The sequence below is a fragment of the Capnocytophaga genosp. AHN8471 genome (assembly GCF_016806945.1).
GTDB classification, from domain to species: domain Bacteria; phylum Bacteroidota; class Bacteroidia; order Flavobacteriales; family Flavobacteriaceae; genus Capnocytophaga; species Capnocytophaga periodontitidis.
The window spans coordinates 22674-38368 of record NZ_JAESPJ010000018.1; the positions used below are offsets into that span (position 1 = coordinate 22674).

The window sequence follows — 15695 nt, forward strand, 5'->3', positions numbered from 1 at the left end:
ATATAGGTGTTTTATGCGACATAACACTCATCATTTGTTATTTTTTTGTTTTATTTAACATTTACAACTCTTTAAAAAATACAGTTATACAACTGATTGTTAAATACATACAAACAAAAACTACTCCTTTACAAAAAAATCGCACTACAAGAGTTTGCTACCAAGATTGTGCCAAAATAACAAAATTGGGATATAAAAATGAAAAAAGGTGAGATGGTTACAATTCAATTTTGCCAAAATTCGCATCATAATGGGTGATAGAACTTTGGCAAAATTTTGTGTTATTATTATTTTACGCGTGGATAGCACGATTTTCGGTAGCTGCTAAGGCGGCTTCTTTTACAGCTTCGGTGAAAGTGGGGTGTGCGTGGCAAATACGAGCAATATCTTCGGCACTAGCACGGAACTCCATAGCTGTAACGGCTTCGGCTATCATATCGGCAGCACGAGCTCCAATGATATGTACTCCTAATACTTCATCGGTTTGGGAATCTGCTAAGATTTTCACAAAGCCATCGGTATCCATACTAGCACGCGCACGCCCTAAGGCACGAAATGCAAACTGACCTACTTTATAAGCAACTCCATCGGCTTTGAGCTGTTCTTCAGATTTTCCTACTGAGGCAACTTCAGGCCACGTATAGACCACCCCTGGTATGAGATTATAGTCGATATGAGGTTTTTGTCCAGCGAGTTGTTCTACTACTAATACCCCTTCTTCTTCGGCTTTATGAGCAAGCATAGCGCCACGTACCACATCGCCTATAGCATAGATATTAGGCACATTAGTTTGCAAGCGGTCGTTTACTACTACCCTACCCCGTTCATCTTTTTGTACACCAGCAGCTTCGAGATTGAGTCCACGTGTATAAGGAAGACGTCCAACGGCTACCAAACAGTAATCACCTTCTAAGCTAATAGTTTCTCCTTTAGGAGAGTTTGCTTTTACAGTCACTATATTACCGTCGCGAGTTACTTCGGTTACTTTATGGCTTGTATAGAGATTAAATCCTTGTTTTTTTAGCACTTTAGTAAGCTCACGTCCTAAACCTCTATCCATTGTAGGGATAATACTATCGGTATATTCCACTACGGATACTTTAGCCCCGAGACGGCTGTACACTTGTCCTAATTCCAAGCCAATCACACCGCCCCCTATTACAATAAGATGTTTAGGTACTTCGTTGAGTTTAAGAGCTTCGGTAGAGGTAATCACACGTTCTTTATCGAGTTTGATAAAAGGCAAAGTTGCAGGTTTAGAGCCTGTAGCTATGATGGTATATTTAGCTTCGATAATTTCGGGAGTACCTTCTTTAGGAGTAATTTTAATTTGGGTAGGAGATTCAAAACTACCTACGCCTGTAAAAACATCTACTTTGTTTTTTTCCATTAAGAATTTTACTCCGGTACAGGTTTGTTCAACCACAGCCGCTTTGCGTTCAATCATTTTCTCTAAGTTGAACTTCACTTCACCTGTAATTTCGATGCCGTGAGCCTCAAGATGTTGTGTTGCTTCCTCGTAATGATGGGAGGAGTCAAGTAAGGCTTTAGATGGAATACAGCCTACATTGAGACAAGTACCCCCCAAAGTGTTGTATTTTTCTACAAGGGCAGTTTTGAAGCCCAATTGTCCGGCGCGAATTGCAGCCACATAGCCTCCTGGACCAGAACCGATGATAACGATGTCGTACATTTTCATAATAGTTGATATTTATTTGTCAATTAGTTTTTTACAATTCTATTTGGTACTGCAATATAAAGGTACCTAAGCGAGTACTCACCTTTTTGTCAGTAGCACTAAAAACAGGACGGTTCTCATACGCTAAAGAAAGTTTGCTTTTTTGTCCTTTGAAATAAGTATTTACACCAACAGAATATATATTTATATTGTTATTAAGAGTTTTATAACTTGCAAAACGCCAACTTGCATTAGGCTGTAGACGGATATCAGAATTTTCCCATTTAGGAAGCAGATAACCCAATTGCAAGAACAAGCTCCTGCCTGTACCTACTGCAGGAGAGGCATTACCGGCACCATTGAGTGAAGTTCCTCCTTCAAAAATGCTATTTGCTCCTACAAATCTCACATAATCATTACCAAAATAGATATTATTAAAACCTACATAAGCTGTAATAGCATCATTTCGTTCGGAAATAGGGGTATCCATAAAGAAATCGACTCCTAAATTGAAATAATCGCGATAAGAAGTATCAGTAGTATTGGTAAAAGTTCTCGCTTTAGCTTGATATTCATACCCCAAACCGAGATTCATAATATGTTTATTACCTATATAAGTGCCATTTCCACCACTAGAAGGCAAAAGATTTCCCTCATTATCCCAAAATTCGTATTTTAAGTAAGCTGATGTAAAGGGTTGAGGATGCCCTTTACTATAGCTGAATGAAGAAGGAGGTATAGTTGAGTTTTGCAAGGCCGCAAAATACTCGAATTTACCTAACTGACCTTTGGCATAAACACCTATTCTACGCCCCATATCATCGAAGTGATTGAGTGTATTGAGGTAATAAACTGAAGGGTCGAGGGTGAGCATAGATGCATTAGAAAATCCGTTAGAATAACGCCCTGCACCGAGGAAAGTAGTTTTGGCTATACCAATACTTAATTTTTCGCTAAAAGTATACTGAGCAAGAGCATCGAGGAGACGCAAATTAGCAGTGCGAAGGGTGCTCTGGTTGAAGTTGTTATTTCCTAACAACACATAGAACAACCATTTCTTTTCTACTTGGGCATAGACTCCTAAACGGACACGGCGCACTGAAAAGTCAAACACATTGTTCACCACTTCACCATTCACAGCGGTACCAGGGTTGGTTTCGGTATAACGCGCCCAAAACTGAGCACGAGCGATACCTTGAATGAAAGTATTGCCCTCGTCGTCGAAATTATGACGTAACAACTGAGCTGAAGCAGGCATTACCATCCATAAGGCCACTAAAAACAAAAATACTATCTTTTTCATATTTATGTATTGGGTTAAAGTTATCATACACCCCGCAAAGATATAACTTTTTTCTTATTTATCACATTCTATTTGCAATTATTTCTTATTTTTGCGCTCTAAACGGATTTTACCTCTCATTGAATGAATTACATAGAATACACTTTTACCATTGCCCCTATGGGGGTTGCTTCTGAAATATTAGTTGCCGAACTCGCCGAAGTAGGCTTCGAGAGCTTTGTAGATACCGAAACCGGTTTGCAGGCTTATATACAAGAATCCTTTTGGAATGCTAATATACTCTCTGACATACAGATACTTCACAGCGAGGAGTTCCAAATTACCTACACACATCAAACTATTGAACAGGTGAACTGGAATGAGGAATGGGAAAAACACTTTGAGCCTATCACCGTAGACGATGAGTGTACTGTACGTGCTACCTTCCACCCCGAAGCACATACCCCTTATGAAATTGTTATCGACCCTAAGATGAGCTTCGGTACTGGTCATCACGAAACTACTTATATGATGTTGCAATTCCTTTTAAAGGAAGAACTCAAAGGCAAAAAAGTGCTCGATATGGGTTGTGGTACAAGCGTACTCGCTATTATGGCAGCCAAACGCGGTGCTACTGAGGTACTCGCTATTGATGTAGACGAATGGTGTGTAGAGAACTCTATAGAAAACGTAGAACACAATGGTTGTGAGCACATCAAAGTACAGCTGGGAGATGCTTCCTCACTGGCTAATGAAAAAGACTTCGACCTTATTATTGCCAATATCAACCGTAATATTCTCTTAAACGATATACCGCAGTATGTACCAGCTCTCAAAGCAGGAGGCACTCTCTTGCTCAGTGGTTTTTACAAGGAAGATATACTTCTTATCCGCGAAAAAGCGGAAGCATACGGTTTGCAATACATCGAGAACTTAGAACGCAACAACTGGGTAGCAGTAAAATTCAAAAAACAAGCCTAATGAATACTTTTGCCGATAGAATTATCAACTTCAACACGCATTTAGAGTACAACCAATCCTTGCCTAAAGATTTTGATGTGCTGAATCCTTATATGGATAACCCTGAAACTATGGAGGTAATGCGTGCTTTTTATCACAAATTCTACAACGATAACCGTCAGCGGAAATTCATTATAGGTATCAATCCCAGCCGACACGGGGCAGGGGTCACAGGCGTTCCTTTTACTGATACCAAGCGATTGGAAAGCGAGTGTGGTATTGCAATGAAGTCGGCACATACTCACGAAGTATCATCTGTTTTTATGTATGATATGATAAAAGCATACGGTGGAGTTACTAAGTTCTACAATGATTTTTATATCAATTCTCCTTTTCCTTTGGCTATTGTGCGAAAAGCCTCGGACGGCAAATGGCTCAATGCTAATTATTACGATGAAGAGGCACTCTTCAAATCACTAAAAGACTATATGATAAAAACTTTAAAAAAGCATATCGCCTTAGGAGTAGATACTCAAAAGGTGTTCGTATTAGGCAAAAAGAACGCTACTTTCTTACAAAAATTAAATAAAGAAGCTACTTTATTTGGTGAAATGGTAGTATTAGAGCACCCTCGCTTTATCCAACAGTATAAATCAAAAGAAAAACAGCTGTATATCGATAAGTTTTTGACGAGTTTTGGAATATAGACAATGAAGCAATACGATGTTTTGGTGATAGGTAGCGGACTCTCGGGGCTCTTTTCGGCTTTGCTCTTGGCTAAAGCAGGAAAGAAAGTGTGTATATTGGAGAAAAATGAGCAGTATGGGGGTAACCTGCAAACTTTTGTGCGCAATAATACGCTGTTTGATACAGGAGTGCATTACATAGGAAGTCTCGCAGAAGGTCAGGTGTTATACGAATATTTTAAAGATGTAGGTATTGCCACTCATCTTTCGGTAGAACGCCTTGATATAAACGGCTACGACCGTATTTGTTTTGGCGATACACCTAACGTGATGTATCCTCACGCTCAGGGTTATGAGAACTTCGTGCAACAACTCCTCTCCTACTTCCCCAATGAAAAAAAAGCCTTAGAAGAGTACACCCACACGATGCAATCTATTTGCGATAAGTTTCCACTCTACCGCCATAAGCAAGCAGTAGCCGATTACGATGTGCATACGCTTTCTTTGAAACTCTTAGACTTCCTCAACGATATTACTACCAACAACCGACTCAAAGCGGTACTCTTAGGCTCTAACTTTCTCTATGGAGGCGCTGATGAGCAGACACCTTTATACGTGCACGCGCTATCGGTCAATTCATATATAGAAAGCGCTTGGCGACTCACACAAGGTGGTAGCCAAATCACCAACTTGCTCATTGAAAAATTGCGCCAATATGGTGCTGACCTTTTCAACCAAAGGGAGGTCATAGGGTTTGAATACAGTGAAGGGAATACTATCAACACAGTACTCACCAAGCAAGGAGAGCAGTTTGTCGCAAAACAAATCATCTCGGCTATAGATGTAAAGCAACTACTCAACATCACAGGCAAAACACCTTTTAAGCCTTCTTTTTGCAAACGCGTGCAGGGCTTACAACCTACGGTTGCTGCCTTTTCATTGCATTTGGTACTCAAGCCAAATGCTTTTCGTTACTTGCCCTATAATGTGTATTGGTTTAAGGATAATAACAGTGTTTACCACGCTACTAATTATCCTACTAACAACTTCCCGCTTTCGTATATGCTCTCTATGAATCCTCCAAAGGACAGCAGGGAATATACTGATAATGTTACTATCCTCACCTATATGAACACTGATGAACTGCAACGCTGGCAAAATAGTTTCACGACCAATACCGAGGGTAACCCAAGAGGCAACCAGTATGAAGTTTTCAAAAGTCAGCGTGCTATAGATTTATTAGATGTAGTTGCTCAACAATTTCCTACACTCAAAAGTGCTATTGCTCATTACTACACCTCTACACCGCTTACTTACCGCGATTATATAGGCAACCCCACGGGAGCATTGTACGGCTACAAAAAAAACGCTAACCATATAATGGAAAGCGTTTTTATGCCACAAACTCACATCAAAAATTTGTATGTTACAGGGCAGAGTGTTGCAATGCACGGATTAGTAGGAGTTACTATCAGTGCGGTGCTCACCTACCAAATTTTGATGCGGTCTTCAGGTTTTTTATAAAGTTTATCACCTTCTTTTACATCAAAGGCTTTATACCAAGCGTCTACATTCACAAGCGGACCGAATGAACGGAAATATCCTGGGCTATGAGGGTCGGTTTTTACTTGGTTTGTAAGATATTTATCAGTAGAAAGCGTACGCCATACAGTACCCCAAGAGATAAAGAAACGTTGATCTTGAGTGAAATTACTTATTTTACCTACATTACCTTTGTCTTTTAAGTACATTTGCAAAGCATCAAAAGCGATGTTCACCCCACCGAGGTCGGCTATGTTTTCACCACTGGTGAAAGTACCATTTACAAATACACCTTTTACAGGTTCGTATTGGTCGTATTGTTTAGCAAGGGCTTTGGTAGCGTTCTCAAAGTTCTTTTTATCTTCAGGAGTCCACCAATTTTTTAGATTACCATCGCCGTCAAATTCAGCGCCACTATCGTCAAATCCGTGTGTCATTTCGTGACCTATTACAGCACCAATACCACCGAAGTTCACCGCAGGGTCGGCTTCGAAATTGAAGAAAGGAGGTTGTAAGATAGCCGCAGGGAACACAATTTCATTATACAATGGATTGTAATACGCATTCACTGTTTGAGGCGACATACCCCATTTAGTTTTATCTACAGGCTTGCCTACTTTTTCCAAACTTTTTTGGTAAGCCCATTCACTCACGCGTTGCAAGTTAGCAAAATACACCGTTTTAGCAGCCGGTTCAATGGTCAGTTTAGAGTAGTCTTCCCACTTATCGGGGTAACCTACTTTCACAGTAAATTTATTGAGTTTAGCCAAAGCCTTTTCCTTAGTAGCATCTGACATCCAAGTTACATCTTTGATATGTTGTGCAAAGCTCTTTTTCAGATAATCTACCAAAGTAACCATTTCTTCTTTAGCTTTAGGTGGAAAATACTTTTCTACATACAATTTACCAAAGGCTTCACCCAAAATACCATTGATCACACTTAGAGCGCGTTTGTTCATCGGACGTTGTTCTTGTTGTCCTTGCAACTCCTTGTTGTAGAAGTTAAAAGAAAGCTCATCGAGTTCTTTGGTAAGGTTGCTCGCATTATCAGCTACTAATTGATATTTAAGGTAATCTTTGATAAGAGGCAAGTTCTTTTCGTTGATAAACTTATCATATTGTTTGTACAAACGAATTTCAGAAACAACTACTTTATCAGTGTTCACCCCTACGTTTTTAAGAAACTGAGGTAGATTGAGGTTCTTCACTAATTTGCTGAGCTCAGCCATTGTTTGAGGGTTGTAGCTAAGGTTAGGATTGCGGTCTTCCTCATTGGTGAGCATCAATTTAGCTACCGAGCGTTCAAAATCTACCATTTGTTTAGCTTTCTCAGCGGCTTTATCGTCTTTAAGCACTTTGAAGATAGCCTTTACATAATCTTGATACTTTTGTAAAGCCTCAGTATTCTCCTTGTTATCTTTTTGGTAGTAATCGCGCCCCATACCGATGCTAAAGTTGCCGAGATACACAGTATTCATATTAGAATCCTTCATATCGGCATATACCCCCCAAGCACAGATAGGGTTTTCGCCCTCACGAGTTACCTCTTCCAAATACTTTTGAAGGTCTGTGAGGTTTTTAATAGCCTCAATCTTATTCAAATAACCTTCAATAGGTTTAAGCCCTTCGGCATCGCGCTTTTTCCAATCGATAAACGATTCGTAGAGGTCTTTTATTTTCTGACCTTCAGTACCTTGAGCGAAGTTTTCCTTAAGGAGATTATCCAAGATGAGCAAGCAATTCTCATCGGTTTTCTCGCGCAAAATATGAAAAGAGCCCCACGTAGGTTTATCGGCTGGTATTTTGGCAGTTTTAGCCCACGTACCGTTCACATAGTTGTAAAAATCATCTTGCGGACGTACCGTAGTGTCCATTTCAGCAAGGGAAAGCCCCTTGTCAGCATTTTTGTCTATCATTGCATTTTCTGATTTTTTGTTATTTCCGCCACAAGCAACGATGAGTGCTGCCGACGAAAACAACAGTGCGGTTTTTACTGTTTTTCTCATCATCTTGTATAATGTTTTTGTTTAATGAAGCAAAGGTAAAAAATAATTAGCAATTAACAATAAAGAATATAAAAAAAGCTTTGCTAAACCTTGTAAGAGTTTTAGCAAAGCTTTCTTTTTTCTTATCTTAGATAAGCCATTACTTAATACTGAAATTCAAACCTTTGTGTTCTCCCAATCCGTAATAATGTTTAAAGTTATAGATAAGAGGTTCCCACTCTAATGGATTGATTTTATTACCTTCCATTACCAAATGGTCTTCAGCGTGTACTTGCACAAATTCCAATTCCACAAGTACATAAGCATCGCGGTCATTCACGTTTTTCACTTTAGCTTCTGCCTGAATAGGACATTCGGCAATACGCGGAGGGCGTACTTTTTCTGAAGGTAATTGAGTAAATCCTCCAATACTAAACTTGTCATCAGTATAAGTGTATTTACCCATTTTTTGAGGAGGCACAGGGTTTTGAGCGGTATAAGGGGCAATTGCCTCTACTTTTTCCCACATAGCTGCCGTAGGGAGGTTAAAAACTACCTCGGGCACTTCCATCACATTATGATAAGCCTTGTTTAGTTTTACAAGCGCTATCACAGCATTCGCACCTAAAGTAAAGGTGCTTGAAATAGGCGTTACATCGGCGTTTCCATCTTTATCGGTAGTAGTAAGAAGTACTACAGGAAACCCGTAATAAAACATAGTTGGTAAAAAAGACTTCATACTATTTTTTTATTTGATGGCACAAAAGTAAGAAAAAAACAACAATTGACAATGAAAAGAAAAAAAAACTTTGCCAAAGTTTCAACTTTAGCAAAGTTCATCATTCCTAACTCGTAATTCGTAACTCGTCATTAAAAAAATGCTGCTTTTACTTTTTCAACGAAATCTAATTTTTCCCAAGTAAAGAGCTCTACTTCTATCGTTTTCGTCTTGTGATAAGGCGATGAGAATACTTTGGTTACAACCTCAGGAGTACGCCCCATATGTCCATAAGAAGCAGTCTCGCTGTAGATAGGATTGCGCAATTTTAGGCGTTGTTCTATATCATACGGACGCAATGGGAAGATTTCTTGTATTTTTTTAGCTATTTCACCATCAGTGAGGTTCACTTTGGCAGTACCATAAGTATTTACATACACACCTGTAGGCTCAGCTACCCCTATGGCATAACTCACTTGCACCAATATTTCATCGGCAACGCCTGCTGCTACTAAGTTTTTGGCGATGTGACGCATAGCATACGCCGCACTGCGGTCTACCTTGCTCGGGTCTTTACCAGAGAATGCTCCCCCACCGTGTGCTCCTTTACCACCATAAGTATCTACAATAATTTTGCGACCAGTGAGTCCTGTATCGCCGTGAGGACCTCCAATCACAAAAATACCTGTAGGGTTGATGTGATAAATAATTTTATCGTCAAAGAAAGGTGCGTATTGAGGATACTTTTTAATCACACGCGGAATGAGAATTTTCACGATGTCCTCTTTAATTTTTTGGAGCATTTTCTTTTCGGTATCAAAGTCGTCGTGCTGGGTTGAAATCACAATAGTGTTCACACGCACTGGCTTGTTGTCATTGCTATACTCAAGAGTTACCTGACTTTTAGCATCGGGGCGCAAATAGGTAATCTCCTTGTTTTCACGGCGTAATGCAGCCAATTCTCTCAACAAAGCGTGTGAAAGGTCTAAAGCGAGTGGCATATAATTTTCGGTTTCGTTTACCGCATAGCCAAACATCATACCTTGGTCGCCAGCACCTTGATCTTCAGGTTTTCCGCGATCTACTCCTTGATTGATATCGGGTGATTGTTCGTGAATAGCCGAAAGCACCCCACACGATTTGGCTTCAAACATATAGTCGCTTTTGGTATAGCCAATTTTCTCAATCACGTTGCGCGCGATTTGTTGTACATCGATGTAAGTGTTAGATTTTACTTCACCAGCCAATATAACCTGACCGGTTGTTACTAATGTCTCGCAAGCCACTTTAGAGTGGGGGTCGAAAGCGAGGAAGTTGTCGATAAGTGCATCGCTAATTTGGTCAGCGATTTTGTCTGGATGTCCTTCTGAAACGGACTCAGAGGTGAATAAATATCCCATTGATAATTATGATTTAGCAGGGGACGCCATTGTAAAGAAGAACTGTTTTAGCATTTTTTGGGAAATACCCCAAGAGGTTGCAATCAGTACAAATTTGTCCTCTTTGTTATTAATTGGCGGCAAAATTACAAAATAAAAAACAATAGACAAATAACAACGAACAATTTTTAGTTGCCAAAACTCAGACTTCTTTGAAATCCTATCTTCTTCTAAATTTGTTAATTCACTAATTATTTACTACCTTTGCGCCCTCAATTACTGATAGTTGTGGCATATTGCCTCGTAATAACAACTATTAACTAAATTGCTAACGACTAATTTATACAATGAAAAACATACGTAACTTCTGCATTATTGCACATATCGACCACGGCAAGAGTACTTTAGCCGACCGTTTGCTCGACTTTACCCAAACCGTTACTGAACGCGAAAAACAAGACCAACTTTTGGACAATATGGACTTGGAACGCGAGCGCGGTATTACTATCAAAAGCCACGCTATCCAAATGGAATATGTGTACAAAGGCGAAAAATATATCCTCAACCTTATTGATACCCCAGGTCACGTGGATTTCTCTTACGAGGTATCCCGTTCCATCGCTGCTTGCGAGGGGGCTCTCCTGATCGTAGATGCTGCTCAAAGCATTCAGGCACAAACGATTTCCAACCTCTACTTGGCTCTCGAAAACGACCTTGAAATCATTCCCGTACTCAACAAAATAGACCTACCGAGTGCTAACCCCGAGGAGGTGAAAGACGACATTGTAGATCTTCTTGGCTGCTCACCTGATGAGATTATCCCAGCGAGTGGTAAGACAGGCTTGGGCGTAGAGGCGATTTTGGAGGCTATTATCGAGCGTATTCCTGCCCCTACTGGCGACTCTAAAGCACCGCTACAAGCGTTGATTTTCGACTCGGTGTACAACTCTTTCCGCGGAGTGGAAACCTACTTCCGCGTGATGAATGGCGAAATACGCAAAGGACAGAAAATCAAGTTTATGTCCAACGGCAAAATCTATGATGCCGACGAGGTGGGAACCCTCAAACTCAACCAAGTACCCAAGCAGGTAATTAGCACTGGCGATGTGGGGTACCTTATCACCGGTATCAAAGATGCACGTGAGGTAAAAGTGGGTGATACGATTACCTCGGCAGTAGACGGTTGCAAAGAAGCTATTGATGGTTTTGAGAACGTAAAACCAATGGTCTTTGCTGGAATTTATCCGGTAGACACCGAAGATTACGAAGAGTTGCGTGCCTCAATGGAAAAACTCCAATTGAACGATGCTTCCTTAGTGTTTACCCCCGAAAGTTCTGCCGCTTTGGGCTTTGGCTTCCGCTGTGGATTCTTAGGAATGTTGCACTTAGAAATCGTACAAGAACGCTTGGAACGCGAATTTGGTATGACCGTGATTACTACTGTACCCAACGTAAGTTACCACGCCTTTACCAAAAAAGAACCCGAAAAAGCGATTATTGTAAATAACCCTTCTGACCTTCCTGACCCGTCGAAATTAGACCGCGTGGAAGAGCCATATATCAAGGCGAGCATTATCACCAAATCGGATTTTATAGGACAGGTGATGTCGCTCTGTATTGAAAAACGTGGTGTCATCACCAATCAACACTACCTCACCCCTGAGCGTGTAGAGCTGAACTTTGATATGCCACTTGCCGAAATCGTGTTCGACTTCTATGACCGACTTAAAACAGTGAGCAAAGGCTATGCTTCGTTTGACTATTCACCTATTGGGATGCGTGCTTCTAACCTTGTGAAGGTGGATATCCTTATCAACTCACAATCGGTAGATGCCCTCTCTGCCCTTATCCACGCCGATAATGCTTATAATATAGGCAAAAAGATGTGTGAAAAACTACGTGAGCTGATCCCGCGCCAGCAGTTTGACATTCCGATACAAGCGGCTATTGGGGCTAAAATCATCTCCCGCGAGACTATCAAAGCGCTCCGCAAAGACGTTACTGCCAAATGTTACGGAGGGGATATATCTCGTAAACGTAAGCTCTTAGAGAAACAGAAAGCCGGTAAAAAACGTATGCGCCAAGTGGGGAATGTAGAGATTCCACAAAGTGCGTTTATGGCGGTATTGAAGTTGAATGATTGACCGTAGCACGGTCAGGCAATTATTTTTGCATCTCTACACTTTGCCAAAGTCCCAAAACTTTGGCAAAGTTGAATAGAAAGAAAGTAGAACATATCTTAGGAATTTTGTAATCCTTAATAAATGAAAATATGGGCACACAAAATGTAGAAAACAAAGAAAATATAACATACATAAAAAGTGTAAGTGATTTTTTAAACGAGATAAAAGAGATAGAAAAAAAAGAGATAAGAGAAAAAGAAAATACTTTATTCTATAGGGGACATACTAATGAAACTTATGAATTAAAACCTTATGTTTATCGAGAAGAAAAATTCATTGAAAATGAACATAACATTTATAGGGATATGATTTCTAATGTACCTTATGATTTTAAAGGAAAAAGCACTGTAGAATCATTAGCATTAATGCAACATTATGGAGTTCCTACACGGTTATTAGACTTAACAACCAATCCTTTAGTAGCTTTATATTTTGCTTGTGAAGAATCTAAAATGATCAAAAGAGAAATAGATAAGAAAGGGAGCCCTAAATTCAATAAGGAAGGAGAGTCTCTTTATAAAGAAGAAGATATAGATGGAGAGGTTATAGTCCTTAATATTCCTAACGAAAATATTCGTTACTTTGATAGTGATAGAGTTACTATTTTAGCTAACATAGTAAAGTGTAATGATATTTTTTACACAAATGGAGACTTAGAAAAATACGAACAATATAAAAATGAGTTAATTTTTTTAAAAACAAAGATTGATTTCCTTAGCTATGATTGTTTAAAGGAATTACTTAATTTAACAAACAAAGAAAATTTAAATTCTATTAACATAGACTCTCAAATAAATAATTTTGTGAATCTGGTAAAAAAAATAGATATTTTAACTCATACTGAAACAAATAACAAAATTAAATGTTTTATATCAAATGCCAAAGACACTATAAAAATTAACCATGCTCTTTTTCCTAAAAAAGAAAATATTAATTCCTATTTTGTTGGTAATAATAGCTTTCATTCTAAACTTGAAGATAAAATAATCTCTGCTATTAATGAATTTAATGTAGTTAAAGAGTTAGAAACTCTTCTTGTTCGTAAGAAAAACTTAAGTTTTATTACTAAACTTGAAGATAAAATACTTTCTTTTATTAATGAAGAGATTTCTTGGATTAATATGCGTTATTTTGAAAAATTATTAAATTTTGTAAAAGAGGACAAACCTTATTTTATTTCTGCAATAGACCCAAGAGATATAAATAAAGTTTTTGCAATTAAACCTAAATTAGATAATCCTCGCATCGTAAGACAACAAGGAGCTTTTCTAATATTTGGAATAGAAAAAAAAGAAATTCCTTATTGGGATAAAACCCCAAAAAAAATGTCAAAAGTTCCTTCTGAATGGGTAATAAGAGGAAATGTAGAAATTGAAAAAAACGAATTTGATGAGTTGATAGATACCTCTTCTGAGTCTGGCAAACAGCGAGAAGTCAAAAAAAGATTTATAATTAAAAGTTCACATAAACAAAATATTAAAAATGAATTAAGCAAATTAGGTATAAACAAAAGCACTTTATTCCCTGAAATAGATAAAGTAGCTGATTATATTAAAGAAAAATATACTCAAAAGTAATCTTTCTTGTAAAATAATGAATATGAAAAACTACATTATAGAATTTGAGAATTACGAAGATTTCACACTTGGTGACTTTATTGAAGTAATCAAAAAAATAAAAGGAATTCCTTTAAATGAATTGAAGGTTAAAGACTTAACTTATTGTAATGACGAGTTTATTGAAGGAGGATGTGGAGTATATATTTTTAAAGAAAAAGAGGATATTATTTTGGTAGGAAAAGCTGAAACAGTTTCTTTTACTGAAAGGATAGCTAAGCATTTTGATTTGAGAACAAATGCATGGTTTAATAGATTGCTATATGTAATTTCTATGAAAAAATTAGGTTTTGGAGCAAAAGATGAAAAAGGTTATAGAGAGGCTTCAAAATATGCCTTTAATAATTGTTCTCTTGTATTAATTAATATAAAAAATAATTCTAACACTCAAAAACCTTCTAAAATTAGTATATTAGAAACCGTACTGAGAGGTTCTGCAACCCCACTTAATAAGTTCAAAAATAAAACTTTTGATGCTAATAAGAAGTTGAAAGATATGTTAGGCTGTTAATTAATTTTTTAGAGTATTAAAAAAAATCAAATAGCAAAGTTAAAGATTAATTCATAATATTAAAAATTTTACATAAATATTTTTAGAAATGAGAATTATTAAAAGAAATAAGCATTATACTTCTATAGGTAGCTCTTTATTAGAGAAAAATAGAAATAAAAAAAACATTAATCAACAAAAAATTGATTGGACTCTAATGAGTATCATATCTATACCTATTTTTATTCTTATAGGCTTTATATATTTAGCTTCTTTTTTAGGTGAATTTGGTATTTCTTACGAAATGTACTTTAATATTAATGATTGTATAAAAGTTCTCTATATTAAATTACTATTATACTATTTTCTAATATCAATTGTAGCACTTTTTTGTACCTCACTTTCTTTAGTTATTTTTATTCAAATGGGTAAAAATAGCGTAAGGAATAAAATAACAATTATTAGTGTAACCTTATTAATAATCATTTTTCTATTTTATTTATATTTTCTATACAATTCTAAGCTTTTATCATTGCAATATATAGGAATAATAATTCTATCTTTTGTATTTATTTTTGCCGTATGGTATTACTTAGGAAATGTTTCAACTATTATAATAATAATATCTGCTTTTACTATTTTTTCATATGAAATAGGGATAGAAAGTGCTAAAAATGTAAAAAAAGAAAAACTTACTTATAATATTATATTAAAAGATGGAACTCAAATTTTAAAAGAAGGGGATACTTGTAAATATCTCATTTATAAAACAAGTGAAAATCTTTTTATCTACAATGAATATATAGAGCAAGTAGAAGAATACCCAATTTCTGAAATTCAAAAAAGTTCATTTAGCTTTAAAAAGAATTAAAATACAAAAAAAGTTGTGTAAGTTAATTTCAACCATATTTTATATGCCCATCCTCATTGGCAATAACCTTTTTATCGAAGAGCTCCCAGTAGATTACAATGGGAAGCTGTTAGATCTCGACCCTTATATTGCACCGCTAAATACATTTTTTGATAAGTTAGAGGTAGAATGTGTTAGGGAGTGTAAGTATTTTTGCGACTATTAGCGCATATTATAAAAACCATTGAATCACAATAAAAACACATTTATTTTGTAGAGTGTGTTTTTTTTTTACATTTGCACCATTATTCACCAACAACTATTGT

13 protein-coding genes are annotated in these 15695 nt (G+C 37.3%); 8 read left to right on the forward strand and 5 right to left on the reverse strand.

Features of this window, described 5'->3' with window-relative positions; all coding sequences use genetic code 11:
• Positions 1 to 292: 292 nt before the first annotated feature.
• Both lpdA and JMN12_RS08095 read right to left on the reverse strand, forming a co-directional pair.
• Entirely contained in the window at positions 293 to 1699 is a 1407-nt protein-coding gene (gene lpdA / locus JMN12_RS08090; RefSeq protein ID WP_203138514.1) for a dihydrolipoyl dehydrogenase, read from the reverse strand.
• A gap of 31 nt (positions 1700 to 1730) precedes the next feature.
• A complete protein-coding gene (locus tag JMN12_RS08095) occupies positions 1731 to 2981 on the reverse strand; it encodes a hypothetical protein (protein WP_203138516.1) in 1251 nt (416 codons plus the stop codon).
• Positions 2982 to 3104: 123 nt separating this feature from the next.
• Between JMN12_RS08095 and prmA the strand changes: the two genes are divergently transcribed.
• The 3 genes from prmA to JMN12_RS08110 are packed head-to-tail and all read left to right on the forward strand — an operon-like array spanning position 3105 to position 6130.
• The gene (gene prmA, locus JMN12_RS08100) at positions 3105 to 3941 is read left to right on the forward strand and encodes a 50S ribosomal protein L11 methyltransferase (protein WP_203138518.1); all 837 of its coding nucleotides are present in this window, start codon (positions 3105 to 3107) and stop codon (positions 3939 to 3941) included.
• Positions 3941 to 4627, forward strand: coding sequence for an SMUG2 DNA glycosylase family protein (locus JMN12_RS08105; RefSeq protein ID WP_203138519.1), 687 nt, complete (start codon positions 3941 to 3943; stop codon positions 4625 to 4627). The genes prmA and JMN12_RS08105 overlap by 1 nt, the downstream gene beginning before the upstream one ends.
• Before the next feature lie 3 nt (positions 4628 to 4630).
• Positions 4631 to 6130: a phytoene desaturase family protein gene (locus tag JMN12_RS08110; protein WP_203138520.1), complete on the forward strand. Its 1500-nt coding sequence runs from the start codon at positions 4631 to 4633 to the stop codon at positions 6128 to 6130.
• Here JMN12_RS08110 and JMN12_RS08115 read toward each other — a convergent pair.
• The 3 genes from JMN12_RS08115 to metK all read right to left on the reverse strand — a co-directional run bounded on the left by JMN12_RS08115 (position 6094) and on the right by metK (position 10251).
• Entirely contained in the window at positions 6094 to 8157 is a 2064-nt protein-coding gene (locus JMN12_RS08115) for a M13 family metallopeptidase (protein ID WP_203138521.1), read from the reverse strand. The two genes, JMN12_RS08110 and JMN12_RS08115, sit on opposite strands and share 37 nt — an antisense overlap.
• Positions 8158 to 8293: 136 nt before the next feature.
• Positions 8294 to 8872 carry a flavin reductase family protein gene (locus JMN12_RS08120; protein ID WP_009412825.1) on the reverse strand — a complete coding sequence of 193 codons (579 nt, stop codon included), beginning with the start codon at positions 8870 to 8872 and terminating at the stop codon, positions 8294 to 8296.
• Positions 8873 to 9003: 131 nt separating this feature from the next.
• The gene (gene metK, locus JMN12_RS08125; protein WP_203138522.1) at positions 9004 to 10251 is read right to left on the reverse strand and encodes a methionine adenosyltransferase; all 1248 of its coding nucleotides are present in this window, start codon (positions 10249 to 10251) and stop codon (positions 9004 to 9006) included.
• A gap of 326 nt (positions 10252 to 10577) precedes the next feature.
• Between metK and lepA the strand changes: the two genes are divergently transcribed.
• The 5 genes from lepA to JMN12_RS08150 all read left to right on the forward strand — a co-directional run bounded on the left by lepA (position 10578) and on the right by JMN12_RS08150 (position 15595).
• Positions 10578 to 12374 carry a translation elongation factor 4 gene (gene lepA / locus JMN12_RS08130; RefSeq protein ID WP_203138523.1) on the forward strand — a complete coding sequence of 599 codons (1797 nt, stop codon included), beginning with the start codon at positions 10578 to 10580 and terminating at the stop codon, positions 12372 to 12374.
• Between the two features lie 128 nt (positions 12375 to 12502).
• Positions 12503 to 13990: an FRG domain-containing protein gene (locus JMN12_RS08135; protein ID WP_203138524.1), complete on the forward strand. Its 1488-nt coding sequence runs from the start codon at positions 12503 to 12505 to the stop codon at positions 13988 to 13990.
• 22 nt (positions 13991 to 14012) lie between these two features.
• On the forward strand, positions 14013 to 14540 hold the full coding sequence (locus JMN12_RS08140) for a hypothetical protein (protein WP_203138526.1): 528 nt from the start codon (positions 14013 to 14015) through the stop codon (positions 14538 to 14540).
• Positions 14541 to 14628: 88 nt separating this feature from the next.
• Positions 14629 to 15390 (forward strand): hypothetical protein, encoded by a 762-nt coding sequence (locus JMN12_RS08145; RefSeq protein ID WP_203138528.1) that lies wholly within the window; start codon positions 14629 to 14631, stop codon positions 15388 to 15390.
• Positions 15391 to 15433: 43 nt separating this feature from the next.
• Entirely contained in the window at positions 15434 to 15595 is a 162-nt protein-coding gene (locus JMN12_RS08150) for a hypothetical protein (protein ID WP_203138543.1), read from the forward strand.
• Positions 15596 to 15695: the final 100 nt, after the last annotated feature.

Coding starts and splice junctions, on each gene's coding strand:
- lpdA (WP_203138514.1), bottom strand. CDS start 1,699: ATGAAAATGTACGACATCGTTATCATCGGTTCTGGTCCAGGAGGCTAT.
- JMN12_RS08095 (WP_203138516.1), bottom strand. CDS start 2,981: ATGAAAAAGATAGTATTTTTGTTTTTAGTGGCCTTATGGATGGTAATG.
- prmA (WP_203138518.1), top strand. CDS start 3,105: ATGAATTACATAGAATACACTTTTACCATTGCCCCTATGGGGGTTGCT.
- JMN12_RS08105 (WP_203138519.1), top strand. CDS start 3,941: ATGAATACTTTTGCCGATAGAATTATCAACTTCAACACGCATTTAGAG.
- JMN12_RS08110 (WP_203138520.1), top strand. CDS start 4,631: ATGAAGCAATACGATGTTTTGGTGATAGGTAGCGGACTCTCGGGGCTC.
- JMN12_RS08115 (WP_203138521.1), bottom strand. CDS start 8,157: ATGATGAGAAAAACAGTAAAAACCGCACTGTTGTTTTCGTCGGCAGCA.
- JMN12_RS08120 (WP_009412825.1), bottom strand. CDS start 8,872: ATGAAGTCTTTTTTACCAACTATGTTTTATTACGGGTTTCCTGTAGTA.
- metK (WP_203138522.1), bottom strand. CDS start 10,251: ATGGGATATTTATTCACCTCTGAGTCCGTTTCAGAAGGACATCCAGAC.
- lepA (WP_203138523.1), top strand. CDS start 10,578: ATGAAAAACATACGTAACTTCTGCATTATTGCACATATCGACCACGGC.
- JMN12_RS08135 (WP_203138524.1), top strand. CDS start 12,503: ATGGGCACACAAAATGTAGAAAACAAAGAAAATATAACATACATAAAA.
- JMN12_RS08140 (WP_203138526.1), top strand. CDS start 14,013: ATGAAAAACTACATTATAGAATTTGAGAATTACGAAGATTTCACACTT.
- JMN12_RS08145 (WP_203138528.1), top strand. CDS start 14,629: ATGAGAATTATTAAAAGAAATAAGCATTATACTTCTATAGGTAGCTCT.
- JMN12_RS08150 (WP_203138543.1), top strand. CDS start 15,434: ATGCCCATCCTCATTGGCAATAACCTTTTTATCGAAGAGCTCCCAGTA.